At 61.9% G+C, this 15960-nt stretch carries 15 protein-coding genes; 6 read left to right on the forward strand and 9 right to left on the reverse strand.

Annotation, left to right across the window (positions count from 1 at the left end):
• Positions 1-29 precede the first annotated feature (29 nt).
• Both nusA and rimP read right to left on the reverse strand, forming a co-directional pair.
• Positions 30-1175 carry a transcription termination factor NusA gene (gene nusA, locus WMO45_RS05200; protein WP_349139509.1) on the reverse strand — a complete coding sequence of 382 codons (1146 nt, stop codon included), beginning with the start codon at positions 1173-1175 and terminating at the stop codon, positions 30-32.
• Positions 1176-1223: 48 nt separating this feature from the next.
• A complete protein-coding gene (rimP, locus tag WMO45_RS05205; RefSeq protein ID WP_349139510.1) occupies positions 1224-1679 on the reverse strand; it encodes a ribosome maturation factor RimP in 456 nt (151 codons plus the stop codon).
• 254 nt (positions 1680-1933) lie between these two features.
• On the opposite strand from rimP, the gene WMO45_RS05210 reads away from it, so the two are divergent.
• From WMO45_RS05210 to WMO45_RS05220, 3 genes are read left to right on the forward strand one after another with little or no spacing between them, the layout of a single operon-like run.
• Positions 1934-2866 carry an AAA family ATPase gene (locus tag WMO45_RS05210; RefSeq protein WP_349139511.1) on the forward strand — a complete coding sequence of 311 codons (933 nt, stop codon included), beginning with the start codon at positions 1934-1936 and terminating at the stop codon, positions 2864-2866.
• Between the two features lie 5 nt (positions 2867-2871).
• The gene (locus WMO45_RS05215; protein ID WP_349139512.1) at positions 2872-3879 is read left to right on the forward strand and encodes a DUF58 domain-containing protein; all 1008 of its coding nucleotides are present in this window, start codon (positions 2872-2874) and stop codon (positions 3877-3879) included.
• Positions 3876-6227: a transglutaminase-like domain-containing protein gene (locus WMO45_RS05220; protein ID WP_349139513.1), complete on the forward strand. Its 2352-nt coding sequence runs from the start codon at positions 3876-3878 to the stop codon at positions 6225-6227. The genes WMO45_RS05215 and WMO45_RS05220 overlap by 4 nt, the downstream gene beginning before the upstream one ends.
• A 49-nt stretch (positions 6228-6276) precedes the next feature.
• Here the strand turns inward: WMO45_RS05220 and WMO45_RS05225 are convergent, their stop codons facing one another.
• The 5 genes from WMO45_RS05225 to WMO45_RS05245 form a co-directional block, all read right to left on the reverse strand.
• Positions 6277-8151, reverse strand: coding sequence for an LTA synthase family protein (locus WMO45_RS05225; RefSeq protein WP_349139514.1), 1875 nt, complete (start codon positions 8149-8151; stop codon positions 6277-6279).
• Between the two features lie 93 nt (positions 8152-8244).
• On the reverse strand, positions 8245-8826 hold the full coding sequence (locus WMO45_RS05230; protein ID WP_349139515.1) for an ATP-binding cassette domain-containing protein: 582 nt from the start codon (positions 8824-8826) through the stop codon (positions 8245-8247).
• Positions 8823-9617 carry an ABC transporter permease gene (locus WMO45_RS05235; protein ID WP_349139516.1) on the reverse strand — a complete coding sequence of 265 codons (795 nt, stop codon included), beginning with the start codon at positions 9615-9617 and terminating at the stop codon, positions 8823-8825. The genes WMO45_RS05230 and WMO45_RS05235 overlap by 4 nt, the downstream gene beginning before the upstream one ends.
• On the reverse strand, positions 9592-10662 hold the full coding sequence (locus tag WMO45_RS05240; RefSeq protein ID WP_349139517.1) for an ABC transporter substrate-binding protein: 1071 nt from the start codon (positions 10660-10662) through the stop codon (positions 9592-9594). Before WMO45_RS05240 ends, WMO45_RS05235 begins: the two co-directional genes overlap by 26 nt.
• A 23-nt stretch (positions 10663-10685) precedes the next feature.
• Positions 10686-11345, reverse strand: a complete 660-nt coding sequence (locus tag WMO45_RS05245; protein WP_349139518.1) for a Crp/Fnr family transcriptional regulator — start codon at positions 11343-11345, stop codon at positions 10686-10688.
• Positions 11346-11464: 119 nt separating this feature from the next.
• Here WMO45_RS05245 and WMO45_RS05250 point away from each other — a divergent pair, with 119 nt between their 5' ends.
• Both WMO45_RS05250 and WMO45_RS05255 read left to right on the forward strand, forming a co-directional pair.
• Positions 11465-11773: a hypothetical protein gene (locus WMO45_RS05250; protein WP_349139519.1), complete on the forward strand. Its 309-nt coding sequence runs from the start codon at positions 11465-11467 to the stop codon at positions 11771-11773.
• A gap of 114 nt (positions 11774-11887) precedes the next feature.
• A complete protein-coding gene (locus WMO45_RS05255; protein WP_349139520.1) occupies positions 11888-12952 on the forward strand; it encodes an LCP family protein in 1065 nt (354 codons plus the stop codon).
• A gap of 44 nt (positions 12953-12996) precedes the next feature.
• Here WMO45_RS05255 and WMO45_RS05260 read toward each other — a convergent pair whose 3' ends face one another.
• Together WMO45_RS05260 and aroF are read right to left on the reverse strand one after the other, a co-directional pair.
• Positions 12997-13857 carry a prephenate dehydrogenase gene (locus WMO45_RS05260; protein WP_349139521.1) on the reverse strand — a complete coding sequence of 287 codons (861 nt, stop codon included), beginning with the start codon at positions 13855-13857 and terminating at the stop codon, positions 12997-12999.
• Positions 13858-13860: 3 nt separating this feature from the next.
• Positions 13861-14877, reverse strand: a complete 1017-nt coding sequence (gene aroF, locus WMO45_RS05265) for a 3-deoxy-7-phosphoheptulonate synthase (protein ID WP_349139522.1) — start codon at positions 14875-14877, stop codon at positions 13861-13863.
• A gap of 315 nt (positions 14878-15192) precedes the next feature.
• On the opposite strand from aroF, the gene WMO45_RS05270 reads away from it, so the two are divergent.
• Complete coding sequence (locus WMO45_RS05270; protein ID WP_349139523.1) at positions 15193-15630, forward strand: RrF2 family transcriptional regulator; 438 nt, start codon at positions 15193-15195, stop codon at positions 15628-15630.
• Positions 15631-15960 lie beyond the last annotated feature (330 nt).

The following is a 15960-nucleotide window of genomic DNA, read 5'->3' on the forward strand; positions in this document are numbered from 1 at the left end:
CGGTCCGCCCGCACATGCTCTGCTGCAGATTACGCCTCGTCCTCGACGATGACGTCCTCTTCTTCATCCGCGCCTTCCTCCATGGGGGCAGAGGCGGGTTTGATGTCGATCTTCCAACCGGTCAGCTTGGCAGCCAAACGGGCGTTCTGTCCCTCTTTACCGATGGCCAGAGAGAGCTGGTCGTCGGGCACCACCACACGGCAGCTCTTACCTTCCTCACAGACGGTTACGCTGATAACATCTGCCGGAGACAGAGCGGCGGCAATGTACTGAGCCGGATCCTCCGACCACTTGATGATATCCACCTTTTCGCCCTTGAGCTCTTCCACGATGTTGTTGACCCGCTGCCCTCTGGGGCCCACGCAGGCGCCGATGGGATCCACATCGGCGTCGGCCGACCACACGGCCAGCTTGGTGCGGCTGCCCGCCTCACGGGCAATGGACTTGACCTCCACGGTGCCGTCATAGATCTCGGGCACTTCCATCTCAAACAGGCGCTTGACCAGGCCGGGATGGGTGCGGGAGATGAGGACCTGGGGCCCCTTGGTGGAACGGCGGACCTCCACCACATATACCCGCAGGCGCATACCTTCCACATACTCTTCGCCCTTGACCTGCTCGCCGGGGGCCAGGAAGGCCTCGGTGGCCTCGCTGCCCGAGCCGATGCGCAGGCTCACCGCGCCGGAACGGGGATCCACACGGGTGACCACGCCGGTGAGGATCTCATGCTCCTTGGAGCTGAACTCGTCATAGATCATTCCGCGCTCAGCCTCCCGCATGCCCTGGATAATCACCTGACGGGCGGTCTGGGCAGCAATACGGCCGAAATCCCGGGTACGGACCTCAATGCGGATCACGTCCCCCAGCTGAGCGTGGGGGATCTTCTCCCGGGCCATCTGAAGGCTCATCTCGGTGCAGGGGTTATCCACCACCTCCACCACATCCTTCTTGACAAACATGCGCACAGTGCCCTTTTCCTCGTCGGCCTCCACGCTCACGTTGTCCCCGGCGCCCTCATGATCCCGCTTGTAGGCAGACACCAGAGCCTGGGTAATTTTCTCCAGCATGTAAGCCTTGGGAATCCCCTTCTCTTTCTCGATCAGATCAATGGCGGCAAAAAATTCCGCTCCGTCCAGCTCGTTGGACTTCTGGGCCTTTGCGTTTTTCTTCGGCATAATCGTTCTCCTCATCATCACCGGGGCGGTACATACCGCCCGCTTCACTCAAAAATGGACCGTAAGGCGCACCTGCGCCACATCTTTCTTCGGGAAGGTACGGGAACCGGCAGGGGTATCTATGGTTACATCTCCGGCCTCATAGCCGCTGAGGACACCCACATAGTCCTTGCGTCCCTCCAGCGCCCGGTAGAGACGCACCTCCACTTCCGTGCCCAGAAACTGCGCAAAATGCTCCGGCTTCTTCAGCGGGCGATCCGCCCCGGCGGAGGAAACCTCCAGCACATAACTGCCCTCAATGGGGTCGGCTTCATCCAGCGCGTCGGACAGAGGACGGGAGACCGCCTCACAGTCATTGATGGACACGCCGCCCTCTTTGTCGATATAGACCCGCAGGAACCACTGTCCGGCCTCCCGGACATACTCCACATCCCACAACGAACAGCCGCAGCCCTCCGCGATGGGGGCGGCCAGGGTGGATACCACTTCCGTCACTTTCGCCATAGTTGACCTCCGGCCCGGGGCTGGAATATTTTTACTCTCCCCGTTTTTTCAATAAGAAAGAGCGGAGCCGCGACCCCACTCTCACCATACTTCTACTACTATCGTATGTACTATACCATAAAAAATCCCTCAGCGCAAGAGATTTTCCCGTCTTTACAGGTCTTTTTCCCGCAAGAACTGTAACTTTATTTTAGTTGACATAAGGTTATCGTCTGTTAGAATAGACTTTAAGAAACAAAAGAGGAGGCATGACGATGGAAGGAAACCAGCCGGTCGGCGCCATTCTCAGCGAGGTACGCAAGGCTGTGGTGGGCAAGGACACCGTATTGACCAAGGTACTGCTGGCCATTCTGGCCCGGGGTCACATCCTGCTGGAGGATATTCCCGGCGTGGGCAAGACTACCCTGGCACTGGCTTTCTCCCGGGCGCTGGGCCTGGACTACAACCGGGTGCAGTTCACCCCCGATGTGATGCCCTCGGATATCACAGGCTTCACCCTGTACAACAAGCAGACGGGCCGGATGGAGTATCAACCCGGAGCGGTGCTGTGCAACCTGTTTCTGGCCGACGAGCTCAACCGGGCCACCAGCCGCACCCAGTCGGCCTTGCTGGAGGCCATGGAGGAGGGGCAGGTGACGGTGGATGGGATAAGCCACCCGGTGCCCCAGCCCTTCCTGGTCATCGCCACCCAGAACCCGGCCGGAGCCTCAGGCACCCAGCTGCTGCCCGACTCCCAGATGGACCGGTTCATGGTGCGCCTGTCCCTGGGCTATCCCTCTCCCCGGGATGAGATGGAGATGGTCCGCCGCAAGCAGAAGGGCAATCCTCTGGACCAGGTCCGGCAGGTGCTGGACCCGGCGGGGCTGGACGCGCTGCGTGCCCAGGCCGACGCGGTCTATCTCTCCGACGAGGTGCTGGACTACGCGGTGCGCTTGGTGGGGGCCACCCGGACCCACCCCATGATCGTCCAGGGAGGCAGTCCCCGTGCTACTCTGGCCCTTACTGCCATGGCCAAGGCGGCGGCCCTGGCCCAGGGGCGGGACTACGTCAACCCGGAGGATATCTCCTTCCTGTTTTCCGATGTGATCCGCCACCGCCTGTTGCTCTCCCCCCGGGCGGAGGCCGATCCCGCCTTCGATCCGGCGGCGGAGGTGCTCCATCAGGTGCACGCCCCCGCCATCCGGTAAGCGCCATGCTCCACCGGCGCATCATCTATCTGGAGGTACTGGCCGCCGCCGTGCTGTTCCAGATCTTCTTCGAGCACTACTTCGCCACCTTCCTGCTGGTGCTGCTGGTGCTCTTTCCCCTGCTCTCCCTGCTTTTGAGCCTGCCCGTTCTGCTGCGCTGCTCCCTGCGGCTGACCCCCCAGGACCCAGCCGTTCCCCGGGGCGCCGGTGCCGGCTTTCTCACCGTGCTGGACAACCCCTCCCGCCTGCCCCTGGCCCGGCTGAAGTTCCGCCTGGTGTGGGAAAACCAGCTCACCGGGGAGCGGGGCCGGCAGCTGCAAACCATCTCCGGCGCGTCGGAGGGGGCCCGCCTCACCCAATCAGTCCCCACCGATCACTGCGGCCGGGTGGTGGGCCGCATCCAACAGGCCCGTGCCTGCGACCTGCTTGGGCTGTTTGCCCTGCCGGTGCGCACAAGGGGAGCATCGGCAGTACTGGTGCTGCCCATCCCGCTGGAGGAGGATCGGCCGCCTGAGACCTGCGGAGGCCAGGGCGGCACCGTGCTGCGCCCCCGGCCCGGCGGCGGTCCCGGGGAGGACTACGACCTGCGGGACTACCGGGCGGGTGACCCCCTGCGTTCGGTCCACTGGAAGCTCTCCTCCAAGCGGGACGAGCTGGTGGTTCGGGAGACGCTGGAGCCCCGGCAGGCCCCGCTGGTACTCACCTTCGACCACTTCGGCCCACCCGGGCAGGTGGAGCGCGCCCTGGACCGGCTGTACGGTCTGTCCCGGCAGCTGCTGCAACGGGAACGGCCCCACCACATTCAGTGGGCCGATCCGGTCAGCGGCGTGGTGGAGGACTGTGCCGTGGAAAGTGAGCGGGCCCTTATGACCTGCCTGGAGCGCATCTGCTCCACCCCCGCTCCTGTTCAGGGTCGTTCCATCCTGGACGGCGTTCTCCGCCTGCCCGGCGGCGCCGGGCGGCCCCAGCACCTGCATGTGACCGCCACCGGTGTGGAAGGAGGTGGTGGATGATGTCTGCCCGCAGAGTTCCATCCCGCCTGCGCCGGGGCCCTGGCGTATTGGCGGGAGACGCCTGCCTGCTGTTTTTACTGGTAAGCGGAGTGCTGTTCTGCTTTCTCAGCGCTTTTTCGGTGGAAACCGCGCCCAGGCTGCTGCTGGTAGCCTGTGTCGTCTATACCCTGCTGGCCCTTCTGGTGTGGTCTCTGCCCCGCCGCTGGTGGCTGCTGCCGCTGCTGATCCTCGGCGCCCTGTGGGGCGTTTTGGTGTGGCGGAACTGGCCGCTGCTGGTGCTGGGCGAGGTACGCCTGCGCTGCGACGTGATCAACACCTTTGTCCTTCAGCTGGAGGTGGGCGGCACCATCCGCCCGGTGGTAGAGCTGCCCCCTTGGGCCTGGCCCAGGTGCGTCACACTGCTGCTGCAGCTGGCCCTTTTCCCCATCGGGATGCTGCTGGGGCTGTTTCTGGTGCGCCTGCGCTCCTTCGCCCTGTGCTTTTGGGTGAGCGTACCCTTCCTGCTGGTACCGGTGTGCCTGTCCATCACACCGGACTGGCTGCCTCTGATGGCCCTGCTGCTGGTGTGGCTGGTGCTGGGGCTGTCCTCTCTGGCCGCCCGGCACGACCGGCAGGGAGCCGCCCGGCTGCACCTTATCTCCCTCCCCGCCGCCGCCCTGCTGCTGGCAGTGCTCACCCTGGCCATGCCCCAGCAGTCCTACCAGCGCCCGGCCTGGGCTGACCGGGCCAACGCGGCCATTACTCAGTGGGCCACCGAGCTGGACGGTCCCTTCCAGGGCAACGGCATCCTAGGTGGGAGTTCCGATGGGTTGGCCAATCCGGACGGCACGGTGTCCCTGTCCAGCGCCGGACCGCTGGACTTCTCCGGCCGGACGGTGCTGGATGTGCGCACCTCCCTGCGGGGGCGGATCTACCTGCGGGGCTTCTCCTGCGCGGTGTACGACGGGGAGAGCTGGGCCCCCCTCAGTGAGGAAACCTACAGCCAGCTCTTCTGGGAGAAAGACGATTTTAATTCCCTGATATCCAGCGTTTACCATCCATCCCTGAACGGTTATCAGCCCATGAACTTCCCCGCCCTGGCCAACCGGAACAGCTTTTCCGACAAGAACTACGCCAAAGTCATCGTGCGCAATGTGGGCACCAGCGGCAGCTATATCTACTGCCCCTACCAGATCCTTACCCAGCCGGAGGAACTCTCCTCGGCTCAGTTCGTCTATGACTACTGCCTGGCCCCGACGGAGAAGGATGTACCGACCTATACGCTTTATGTGCAGCCCGATTGTTCCCCCAACTCGGGAGCCCAGCTGCCTTCTGAGGCGGTCGGGGCGGAAGCCCAGTACCGGAGCTTTGTATCTGATCATTATATGGACATCCCGGCGCAGGCACTGCCTGCCGTGGAGCAGGCTGTTTACGAACTGATGAACCAACTCAACGACGTGTCGCTCTACGGCACAGACAACCCGGCCTACCAGGACTATCTGGACTTTGCCCCGGCCGGTGTCCTGACGCAGGAGCAGTATGACCGCCAGCTCCCGCTGTTGCTGGCCGAAGTAACGGCCGCCTACCTGGACGATCTGGCGGAGTACGACCCGGACACTCCCGTCACGCCCGCGGACCAGGACTTTATCTCCTACTTTCTGAGCGAAAGTCACCGGGGCTATTGTATGCACTTCGCCAGCGCCGCCACGCTGATGCTGCGCTACCTGGGCGTCCCCACCCGGTATGTGTCGGGCTATGTGGCCGATGTACCTGCCTCCGGGCGGGTAAACGTGCCTGACTCCGCCGCTCATGCCTGGGTGGAGATCTACATTGACGGCTACGGCTGGGAACCGGTGGAGGTCACTCCCGCCTACGCCGGGAGCACCCCGGGGCAGAGCGGTACGCAGCTGGAGGCGGAGCCTACTCCAACCCCCACGCCCACGCCGGCGGCTACCCATACGCCCCAGACCGTCCAGCCCACTCCCTCCGCTGCACCGGATGCGCCGGAGGAAACTCCGACCGACCTGCGTCCCCTGCTGGCCATACTGGCGGCAGCGGTGCTGGTCCTGGCCCTTCCCCTGCGCCGGGCGCTGGCCCGCCGGGCCCGGGAGAAGCGCTTCCGGGACAGCAACCCCAACCGGGCCGTCATCGCAGGCTATCGTTACCTGCTGCGCCTGGAGCGCTGGGGGGCATCCATGTCTCCCCAGACTGAGGAGCTGGCCAAGAAGGCCAAATTCAGCCCCCATACCCTGACGGAGGAGGAGCGTCAGGCAGTCCTCTCCGATGTTCAAAGCGCCGCGGCAGCGGTGAGCAAAGTCTCACCCTGGTACCGGCGGCTGTTGCTGCGCTATCTATTGGCTCTCCTATGACCGACAAACAAAACGGGGACACAGGCTGCACGCCTGTGTCCCCGTTGTCTTAGCCGGTCAGGGTAAAGAAGTTCTCCACCCGGTTTTTCTTGTCAAAGACGTTGTTGTACACCAGCTTCTGGTAGTCGGCCACCTGCTCTTCTGCCTCGGCAGGCAGGGGATCGTTCTCCCCATACCAGGTCCCGTCGGCGGTACCGGTGCCCACCGTGTTGATGACGGGCACGCTCTGCCATAGCTGGGCGAGGTATTTCTGGTACCCTGTCATGGGCAGATGAGCCGTCTGCATCAGCAGCGAGGAGAGGTAGTTAAGGGACAGCTCCACCCCCTGGGCCTCCGGGATGTCATAGTTGGCCCAGAGCACAAAGGGCACCATCTGCTTTTTCTGGGCCAGGGCGGTATCCGGGTCGGTCCCCAGCACGTCTGTGTAGAAATTGGTGGCCACCTGGGGCTGGTGATCGCCGAAGAGGAGGATCATGGTGGGCTCCTCCACTCCGGAAAAATAGTCGATAAGATACTCCAGCGCCAAATCGCTCTGGTAGATGAGGGAGAGGTACTGGTTCACCGTCTGGAAGCGCCCCTCCAGCTCCCCGGTAAGCCACACCGTGGCGGGCAGATTGGTCCAAGCCATCTGATAGGCGCTGTGGTTCTGCATGGTGACGTTGAAGAGGAACAGCGGCTCCCCCTCCTCCTTCTCCTCGTACAGGCGGATCAGGTTCTCATAGTCGCACTGGTCGGTGACATACCCCGTCTTTTCGTCTCCCCGCATGTAGGTGCGGTTTTGAAAATCACTCTCAAAATAGACCTCGTCAAAACCGAAGTCGGCGTACACCGCCGGCCGGTTCCACCCCGAGGAGCGGTAGGGATGGGCGGCTACGGCCCGGTAGCCCAGCGCCTTCATCTGTCCCACCAGGCTGGGGTCCCCGTCGGAGACGTACATCTGATAGGGCACGGTGCCCGCCGGCAGGAACGCCGTCGTATTGCCTGTGAGGAACTCATACTCAGAGTTGGCGGTGGTCCCGCCGAACACGGAGGAGTAGGCGTAGCCTTTGATGGTGTTTTCCGTCAGGGAGTGGAGGAAGGGCATGGCATCCCGGTTGGTCTCCACCCCGGGCAGCACGCTCAGGTCAGAAAAGGACTCGTTCATGATCACAATGACATTGACCGGCTGGGTGCCGCCCTCCGCCCCCACCGTGACGGACGAGCTGTCGCCGGTATACTCCTCTGTCAGCGCACTCAGGGCCTGCTGGGAATAGCCCTCCGGCTTCTCGGCACGCATGTATTTCAGGCACACGGAGAAGTTCAGCATTAGTCCGTTGCCCCGGGTGGTCCACATGGAGGGCTCGATGCCCAGCCGCTCTACCAGCCCCGTTCCGAAAAACGCCCCCAGGACCAGCACCGCCGCCCCGGCACACGGCACAAAGCGCCGCCAGGTGAACTTCTGCCGCTCCTCCCGGGGCAGCAGGGAGACCGCCAGGATGGCCCCCACCAGGATAAACAAAGTGAGCCACTGGGCATCATCCAGACGGTAATCGTAATTGCCCGCCACGTTGAATGCTGTGCCCAGGGTAAGAAAATCGCCCGGGAAGAGGGTCCGGCCTCGGAAGGCGATGAGATAGTGGTTGGTCATCCCAAAGCCCCAGGCGATGCCCAGCCCCCACTTCACTGCTGCGGTGCGCCGGCCCCGCAGCAGCCACAGCGCCATCTCCCCCAGGTAGTACCACACCAGGTTGAGCGCGATTTGTACGGGAGTAAAGCTGGCCCAGGGATTGTTGTAATTGAGGTACTCCACCAGCGTGAAGGACAACAGCGGCGCCAGTAGGAGCAGCACTCGCCCTGTCCATACCGCCTGCCGCTCACTCAGGGAGAGCTTGGGATAGGCCCATTTTCGTTTTCTTTTTTGTGGTTGTTCTACGAGATCCGTCATGATTTTACGCTGCCTTTACCAAAATATCATGTTGAACATTTTACCACAAAAGAGCGAAAGCACAATGCGCTTTCGCTCTTTTTAATCAAATCTTTATCCTTGCAATATCCGCAGGGGCGGCCCGTCCAGGGGGATCATCCGGTCACACAGGGCCACCACCTCCGCCTCGTGGCTGGAGAGGAGCACGGGTACACCCAGCCCACGGATGCGCGCCAGAATGCGCCCGGCACAGGGGGCATCCACCCCGGTGAAGGGCTCGTCCAGCAGGAACACCGCCCCTCCGCAGGCCAGGGTCCGGGCCAGAGCCAACCGCCGGCGCATGCCCCCCGAGAGGGCCGCCGGGCGCTGCCCCGCCGCCTCTTCCAGCTCCACCAGCTCCAGCCAGCGTCCCGCCTCTCCCCGGCGGGCACGGGGAAGTACGTCGGAAATGTGCTGCGCCGCCGTGCGCCAGGGCAGCAGCCGGTCCTCCTGAAAGAGGAGCACCGGTCGATCTGGCACATTCACCTTTCCTCCTTCTGTCTCCTGCAGCCCGGCCAGGACCCGCAGCAGGGTGGTCTTGCCGCAGCCCGAGGGGCCGGACAGGGCCGTAATCCCCTTCTCCGGGAAACAGGCGCTGAAGTGGTCCAGCACCCGCTTTTTTTCAAAACAGACCGTAATATCCTCCACCGATATCACAGTGACTCCCCCCTTCCCAGCCGCCGGAACAGCAGAGCCAGTACGCCCTCCAACAGAAAACTCAGGATGATGACCACCCCGGTCCAGGCAAAGAGGTCCGCCGTCTCCAGAGTGATCTTGGAGCGATAGAGCTGGGTACCGATGGCCAGCGCTGGCTGACAGAGCACCTCGGCCGCCACCCCCGCTTTCCAGGCCAGGCCCAGAGCGGTGGCACAGCCGCTGGCGAAATAAGGCTGCACCGAGGGCAGATAGACCAGCCGCACCGTTCTGGCCCGACCGAAACGATAGGCCCGGGCAGCCTCCAGCAGCTGAGGATCGGTCTGGTTGATGCCTTTACAGACGCTGGCCCACACCACCGGCAGCACCATCAGTGCGGAGACGATCGCAGGCACCAGCCCGGTGGTGGGAGACCAGAGGAGCACCAGCACAATAAAGGAGGCCACTGGCACGGCCCGCACCACCTTGACGGCGGGGGCCAGCACCCAATGGGCGGGACGGCAAACGCTGGTAAGTACCGCCGCGACGGTCCCCGCCGCTGCTCCGGCAGCAAAGCCAGAAAAGATCCGTCCCAGGCTTACCACCGCCGTCCGCCAAAACTCCGCCTGCACGGCAAGCGCACACAGCCGCTCCACCACCAGGCGGGGCGCCGGAAGCAGCAGGGTGCCGTGCCCCCCGGTCTTCTGGTCCAGCAGCAGGGCCGCAAGCTGCCAAACCCCCAGCCAGAAGGCCAGGGGTATGACAACTTTCAGTATTTTTATCCCGATATTATTCCGCGATGTAGTAGAACGCATCGTCAGGAATGGCACCTCCGATGGAGGTGGGGTCGGCGGCATAAAGTACCTCATAGTAGCTGGAAATACCCTTCAGATCGTCTCCGGTCAGGCAGACCATGTTGGCCTGGGGAATAGCGGCCTCGGCAATCGCGGCCTTGGGCACGATGCCGTACTGCTCCATGAGTTGGGATGCCTCCGTAGGATTCTCATTGGCATAATCAATGGAGGCGGCGTACTCGGCCAGGATACCGGGCACCAGTTCGCTGTTCTCCTCCAGCCACTCGGTGCGCGCCACGAGGCACCCCATGGTAAAGGTGCCCTCCGCCCCGGAGGCCTGCCAGGCGTCGTTCAGGTCGATTGCGTCGCGCACATCGGCGTTCTGCATCATCACACTGGTGGCCGCGGGTACAGGCAGCATGCACAGGTCGATCTGGCCGGAGGCCATCAGGGTGGTCAGCTCCTCGCTGGCCTTCCACTCAATGGTCACGTCCTCACCGGGTGTGAGACCGTTCTGCTCCAGCAGGTAGTTGAGCACGTATTCCGGGTTGGACCCCTGGCCGGTGGCATAGATCGTCCTGCCCGCCAGGTCGGCCAGGCTGTGCACGCTGTCTCCGTTCTCCAGGATGTGCAGCACCCCCAAAGTGTTGAGGGCCAGCAGCTTCACCCCGCCGGTCTTGTTGTACAGCGTGGCGGCCAGATTGGTGGGGATGGCCGCAATGTCCAGCTCCCCGTTGTTGAGCTTGGGCACGATATCGTTGGCCGGGTCGGAGCCCAGGGTCACCTCATAGCGCACGAAGGTCCCCCCCTCGGCATAGGTCCCGTCCTCCACTTGGGCAAAGGCCGCGTCGTTGTCGGCCAGCATCTTGGCCGCCCCCATGCCGGTGGGGCCGCTGAGCAGGCCCAGCTGCACGGTGGTATAGGGTACAGCGGTCTCCTGGGCCGGGGTCTGGCTCTCCACCGGCGGGGTGGTCTGGGCCTCCGGCTCCTCTTTGGGTGCGCAGCCGGCAGTCAGTCCCACAACAAGGGCCAGGCTCAGACCCAGGGCAAGCAGTTTGTGTTTCATATCACTCATTCCTTTCCTTTTATCTATGCATTTTCCAGGCGTGTCTGGTCCAAAATAAGGATCTGGCGGCCCTCTCTGCGGATAGCCCCTTCCTCCGTCAGCTGGTCCAGTGCCCGGTAGAGAGAGGCACGGCTCACTCCCAGGCGGCGGGCCAGCGCCGCGGCGGGGCAGTCCAGCTCCGCCGTTTCCCCCGTCCGTCGGGCCAGCAGATAGCGAGCCAGCTTCCGCTCGGCACTTCCGGCGGTCAGCGCGTCGATCTTCCCGCTGAGAAAGCGGATACGGCCGGACAGATAGCGCACATAGCTGCGCCCCACTGCCGGAAAACGGACCATCAGCTCCTCCACCAGCTCCTGGGGCAGAAACAGCAGCCGGCAGGCTGTAAGGGCAGTAAGGGTGGTGGCGTAGGCGCCCTCGTCCTGAAACAGGGCCGCCGCCCCGAACAGTTCCCCGGGCTCCAGCACGCTCATAAGCAGCGTGCCCTTGCTGACCTGGATGCGCCCTTCCACTACCAGTCCCAGACAGCGCTGAAAGGACTCGGGGGTATAGATCACCGACCCGCGGGTTGCCCGCTTCACCGTACAGCGGGGATCATCCAGGGCAGCCTGGGCTGCCTCGGCCGGCGCGTCCCGAAACAGGACGCTCCCCGCCAGCAGAAGTCGGGCTTTCTCCTCCCGGTCTTCCATGCCTCCTCCTCCATTTCTGTCTCAAATGGTACAGTTTAGTCTAGCATGCAATTTTTAAATGTCAAGGTCCACTTTTCCTTTTGGTCCATAGAATGAAGCAGAAAAGGAGGGATTGCCCTATGTTGAACCCAGACCGCCGCCGGGACCCGGCTCGCATCCGTGCCCAGGCCGAGGCCGCGGCCAAAACCATCCTTGCCCAGAGCCGCGCCGGTACCGCTCCGTTGGAGGAGACCCCCATGCGCCGCTACCGGCCGCTGGGACCACTGTGTATGCCCTGCCTGCCGTCCGCCCTGCCCGATGCGGGGATGCAGGCCGGACTGGACCGGGTGCTTGAGGCACTGAACGAACAAAATCAACTGCTGGTCGACCTGCTGGGGGCAGTCAATGCCCTGAACGCTGCTACTCTGAGCATTCAAAACCGGCTCTAAATTTCTTACATCCATATAAATTTTTAAAAATCTCTCTTGTCAGACGGCTTGTAGTTTTATATACTGTAACAAGTTTGTTGACATAATTACTACCAAAGAGAAAGGGGCGCACCTATGGCCCGCAGAGTCCTCAAATCCAAACGACGCCGCGTCTCCCCCCTCCGGCGGTTTGCCCTGGCCTTGTACGGGATCATCGTAGCGTTGTCTGCCGTGATCGTGGTGGGATATGCGGCTTTCCGTATGATGGCCAAGCCGCCGGAACTGGCTCAGCCCACCGCCCCGGCCGTCTCAGCTGCCCCCGGCGCATCCTCTGTGCCGGAGGAGCCCCAGCTCCAGCGCAAAGAATATACCTATACTTTTTTGCTGCTGGCCAACGACCAGTCCAGCGGCAACACTGATACTATGATGGTGGCCACCTACGATACCGTACAGCAGCAGGTGGGATTGGTCTCCATTCCACGCGATACCATGATCAATGGAGTACGTGACTCTGACGGCTACCATTTTTACAAGCTCAACAGCATGTACGCCATGAACGGCATCGATGCCCTCAAAGAGGAGATCACGAAGATCCTGGGTATCCCCATTGACTTCTATGTGAAAGTCGACACCAAGGGATTCGTAGACCTGGTGGACGCGGTGGGCGGGATCTATTTCGATGTCCCCATCCGCATGTCCTACGACGACCCCACCCAGGACCTGCACATCCACTTCGACCCGGGTATGCAGTATCTCAACGGCACCGACGCGCTGAAGGTGGCCCGCTGCCGCAAAAATTCCGATGGTCCCGGCTCCTATCCCAACAATGTCTATGACGCCTACTCCAATTCGGACATTGGCCGCACGGAGACCCAGCGCAACCTGCTCATCACCGTGCTGCAGGCCGCTCTGGGCCAGCCGCTGAAGCTGCCCACTTACTATGAGATCTTTCTGGAGAATGTCAAGACCGATCTGACCCTCAGCGACCTGGCCTTCTTTGCCGAGAGCGCCCTCTCCCTGGACTTTTCCACCGGTCTGTCCACCGCAGTGCTCCCGGGTGACGGCAGCGTCACCTATCACGGCTGGGAGTGGTGCTACGAGCTCTACCCCGACCAGGTGTTGGAGATTGTGAATACCCAAGGGCTCAACCCCTATACCACCGACATCACCGCAGACATGTTGGATATTGCTCAGACATAACTGATACGCCCCGCGCCTGTTTGCAAGGCGCGGGGCGTATTTCATTACTTCAGCAAATCCGGTCCGGGCAGGTCCATCTGCCGTTTTCGGGCGGCGGAGCGCGCCAGCTTCTCGGCCAGCGCCGCCCGGTCTCCGGCGGCCAGCACCTCCCGGTAAGCCTGCAGATTGCCCAGCAATCGATCCAGCACGGCCAGCAGCGCCGGGCGATTGAGAGAAAACAGCTGGGTCCACAAACCAACGTCCAGCGCGGCCACCCGGGTACACCCACGGAAGGAGGAACCCTCAAATCCCCGGCAGGCAAACAGGTCCGGATCGTCGCACACTGCCACAGCGATGATGTGCATGATCTGGCTGGTATAGGCGATGAGGGCGTCGTGGTCCTCTCCGGTGGTACGGCAGACATCCTTACAGCCCATGTAAGCCGCCAGCCGCTCCAGCAGTGCAATATGTTCCGGTCTGCTGTCCGGCCGGGGGACCATCAGAAAATGAGACCCCTGAAACATCTCTCCAAACGCATGCTCCACCCCGGAAAACTCCGTGCCTGCCATGGGATGGCAGCCGATGAAATCCACCGTCTCCGGCAGGACCTGGGCTGCCTCCAGAATGGCGGACTTGACGCCGCACACATCCCATACCAACGCCCCGGGCTTAAACTGGTCCCGGTTGGCCGTCAGAAAGTCAATGATTCCTTGGGGATGGAGGGCCAACGCTACCACGTCGGCCTGGGGGATTACGTCGGCAGCCCGCTCTGTCACCCAATCACCCACGCCATGCTCAGCGGCATACCGCAGAGTAGGCTGGGAGACATCCACACCCACGATTTCAAAATCCTCAAAGCCTTTCAGCGCAATGGCCATAGACCCTCCCATAAGGCCCAGGCCCACGATGACCAATCTCTTTTTCATTTCTTACAGCTCCCTTCCCACGCAGGGGGCAAGCGTGCGCAATTTGCCCATCAGATCCTCAAATTGCTCCGGAGTAATGGACTGTGCCCCGTCACACAGGGCGTGGGGCGGGTCATTGTGGACCTCGATGATGAGTCCGTCGGCCCCGGCGGCGACGGCAGCCTGGCTCATCCGCTCCACCATCCACGCCTTACCGCAGGCGTGGGAGGGGTCCACTACTACCGGCAGGTGGGACAGCTGCTTCACCGCCAACACAGCGGACAGGTCCAGGGTATTGCGGGTAAAGGTCTCAAAGGTCCGGATACCCCGCTCACACAGAATGACCCGCTCGTTTCCTCCTGCCATAATGTACTCGGCACTCATCAGCCACTCCTCAATGGTGGAACTGAGGCCCCGCTTGAGCAGGATGGGCTTGGTGGTCTTGCCCAGCTGCTTGAGCAGGTCAAAGTTCTGCATATTCCTCGCCCCCACCTGGATCACATCCACGCACATTTCAAACATTTCCACATTATCGGTGGACATGATCTCGGTAACGATGGGCAAACCCGTGACTGCTCTGGCCTCCTGGAGCAGACGGATACCGTCGTTGCCCATGCCCTGAAACGCGTAAGGAGAGGTGCGGGGCTTGAATGCGCCTCCCCGGAGGGCGGATGCCCCGGCCTGCTTCACCGCCTGGGCTACCCCTACAATCTGCTCTTCGCTCTCCACAGAACAGGGTCCAGCAATGACCGCCAGCTTTTTGCCGCCTACCAGAGCCCCACCGCCCAGATCGATCACTGTGTCATCCGGGTGGTACTTCCGGTTGGACTTTTTGTAGGGCTCGGTGACCCGCATGACCCGCTCCACACCGGGCAGCAGGGACAGTTCCTCCTGATTGATACCGGCAGCGTTACCCTCCGCACCCAGAATCGTAGTCTCGCTGCCCTTGGATACCATAACCTTGACGCCGCCCGCCTCCATGGTGCGGATGGCCTGTTCCAGCTGTTCGCCGGTAAAATCCCGTTTCATAATGACTACCATTTTTGTCCGCTCCTTTCCACGCATACAAAAACCCGCGGCTGCCCAAATGGGCTGCCGCGGGTCACAACATTCCGCATTTACTGCAGATGCGTCTCTCCTTCCGACAGGCCGGTCATGGGCAGGCAAAAGCACCGCTGGCATAATAATAGCAGCGGTAATAGCCATATCCATAACCGGTACGCTTGTACACAGGATGTCACGCTCCTTCTGTCATGCACTTTAGCACTTTTTGGCGCGAAAGTCAAGCGCAAATTTTGCTTGAATTCCTACTTCTCCCGTGGTATTATATCACTAAAAAAATGCCAGGGGGTTTGTATGAAAATTTCCACAAAAGGGCGCTATGCCCTGCGCCTGATGCTGGATCTGGCGCTCCACAGCGCCGGAACCGCCGTCCCGCTGCGGGACGTCGCCCAGCGGCAGGAGATTTCCGATAAATATCTGGAACAAATCGTCACTCAACTCTCCCGGGCCGGTCTGGTCCGGTCCGTCCGCGGCGCGGGAGGCGGCTATCTGCTTACCCGTGAGCCGGAAGAGTATACCGTCGGTGAGATCCTGCGGGTACTGGAAGGCAATCTGGCACCGGTGAGCTGCGCCTCCGGCGAGGATACCTGTCAGTGCGGCCGGGCCGATCGGTGCGTCACGGTGGAGGTCTGGCGGGATATTCAAGCTGCTGTATCCAGCGTGGTGGACCATCTTACCCTGGCTGATTTGGTGCGGCGTTACCACGAAAAGTGTCCCGGCAGTACTCAGTAACTTCCTTCTGCAAATACTTCCGATACGGCAGGTGCGCATATGTTTGACTTTGTTCTTTCCGCCGTTGCCTCCCTCGCCGCCAACTTGTTTCTCATCGGTCCGTATTGGGACAGGCTAAAGGAATATTGGCTGTCTCAGGGACACACGGCCGCACAGGTAAGCACGCCCTATTACATTCTCTGCGGCCTAAGCTATCTTGCAGTGGGACTGTGCTTTTATCTCGTTCTGAAACTGCTCCGATGGCTGATCCATTTCATTCAGAATCGGCAGTAGTATCCCTATTACACCAAAACCAGCGAAGTCCCGGAAGGCTCTCTCCGGGGCTTCGCT

The organism is Flavonifractor hominis (genome assembly GCF_040095835.1).
Taxonomy (GTDB): Bacteria; Bacillota; Clostridia; order Oscillospirales; family Oscillospiraceae; genus Flavonifractor; species Flavonifractor hominis.

What these genes read in the sequence shown, in the direction of transcription:
- WMO45_RS05255 (WP_349139520.1), top strand. Translation starts at nt 11,888, where the DNA reads ATGGCCCGCAGAGTCCTCAAATCCAAACGACGCCGCGTCTCCCCCCTC.
- WMO45_RS05235 (WP_349139516.1), bottom strand. Translation starts at nt 9,617, where the DNA reads ATGCGTTCTACTACATCGCGGAATAATATCGGGATAAAAATACTGAAA.
- nusA (WP_349139509.1), bottom strand. Translation starts at nt 1,175, where the DNA reads ATGCCGAAGAAAAACGCAAAGGCCCAGAAGTCCAACGAGCTGGACGGA.
- WMO45_RS05225 (WP_349139514.1), bottom strand. Translation starts at nt 8,151, where the DNA reads ATGACGGATCTCGTAGAACAACCACAAAAAAGAAAACGAAAATGGGCC.
- WMO45_RS05210 (WP_349139511.1), top strand. Translation starts at nt 1,934, where the DNA reads ATGGAAGGAAACCAGCCGGTCGGCGCCATTCTCAGCGAGGTACGCAAG.
- WMO45_RS05270 (WP_349139523.1), top strand. Translation starts at nt 15,193, where the DNA reads ATGAAAATTTCCACAAAAGGGCGCTATGCCCTGCGCCTGATGCTGGAT.
- WMO45_RS05245 (WP_349139518.1), bottom strand. Translation starts at nt 11,345, where the DNA reads ATGGAAGACCGGGAGGAGAAAGCCCGACTTCTGCTGGCGGGGAGCGTC.
- WMO45_RS05220 (WP_349139513.1), top strand. Translation starts at nt 3,876, where the DNA reads ATGATGTCTGCCCGCAGAGTTCCATCCCGCCTGCGCCGGGGCCCTGGC.
- aroF (WP_349139522.1), bottom strand. Translation starts at nt 14,877, where the DNA reads ATGGTAGTCATTATGAAACGGGATTTTACCGGCGAACAGCTGGAACAG.
- WMO45_RS05250 (WP_349139519.1), top strand. Translation starts at nt 11,465, where the DNA reads ATGTTGAACCCAGACCGCCGCCGGGACCCGGCTCGCATCCGTGCCCAG.
- WMO45_RS05260 (WP_349139521.1), bottom strand. Translation starts at nt 13,857, where the DNA reads ATGAAAAAGAGATTGGTCATCGTGGGCCTGGGCCTTATGGGAGGGTCT.
- WMO45_RS05240 (WP_349139517.1), bottom strand. Translation starts at nt 10,662, where the DNA reads ATGAAACACAAACTGCTTGCCCTGGGTCTGAGCCTGGCCCTTGTTGTG.
- WMO45_RS05215 (WP_349139512.1), top strand. Translation starts at nt 2,872, where the DNA reads ATGCTCCACCGGCGCATCATCTATCTGGAGGTACTGGCCGCCGCCGTG.
- rimP (WP_349139510.1), bottom strand. Translation starts at nt 1,679, where the DNA reads ATGGCGAAAGTGACGGAAGTGGTATCCACCCTGGCCGCCCCCATCGCG.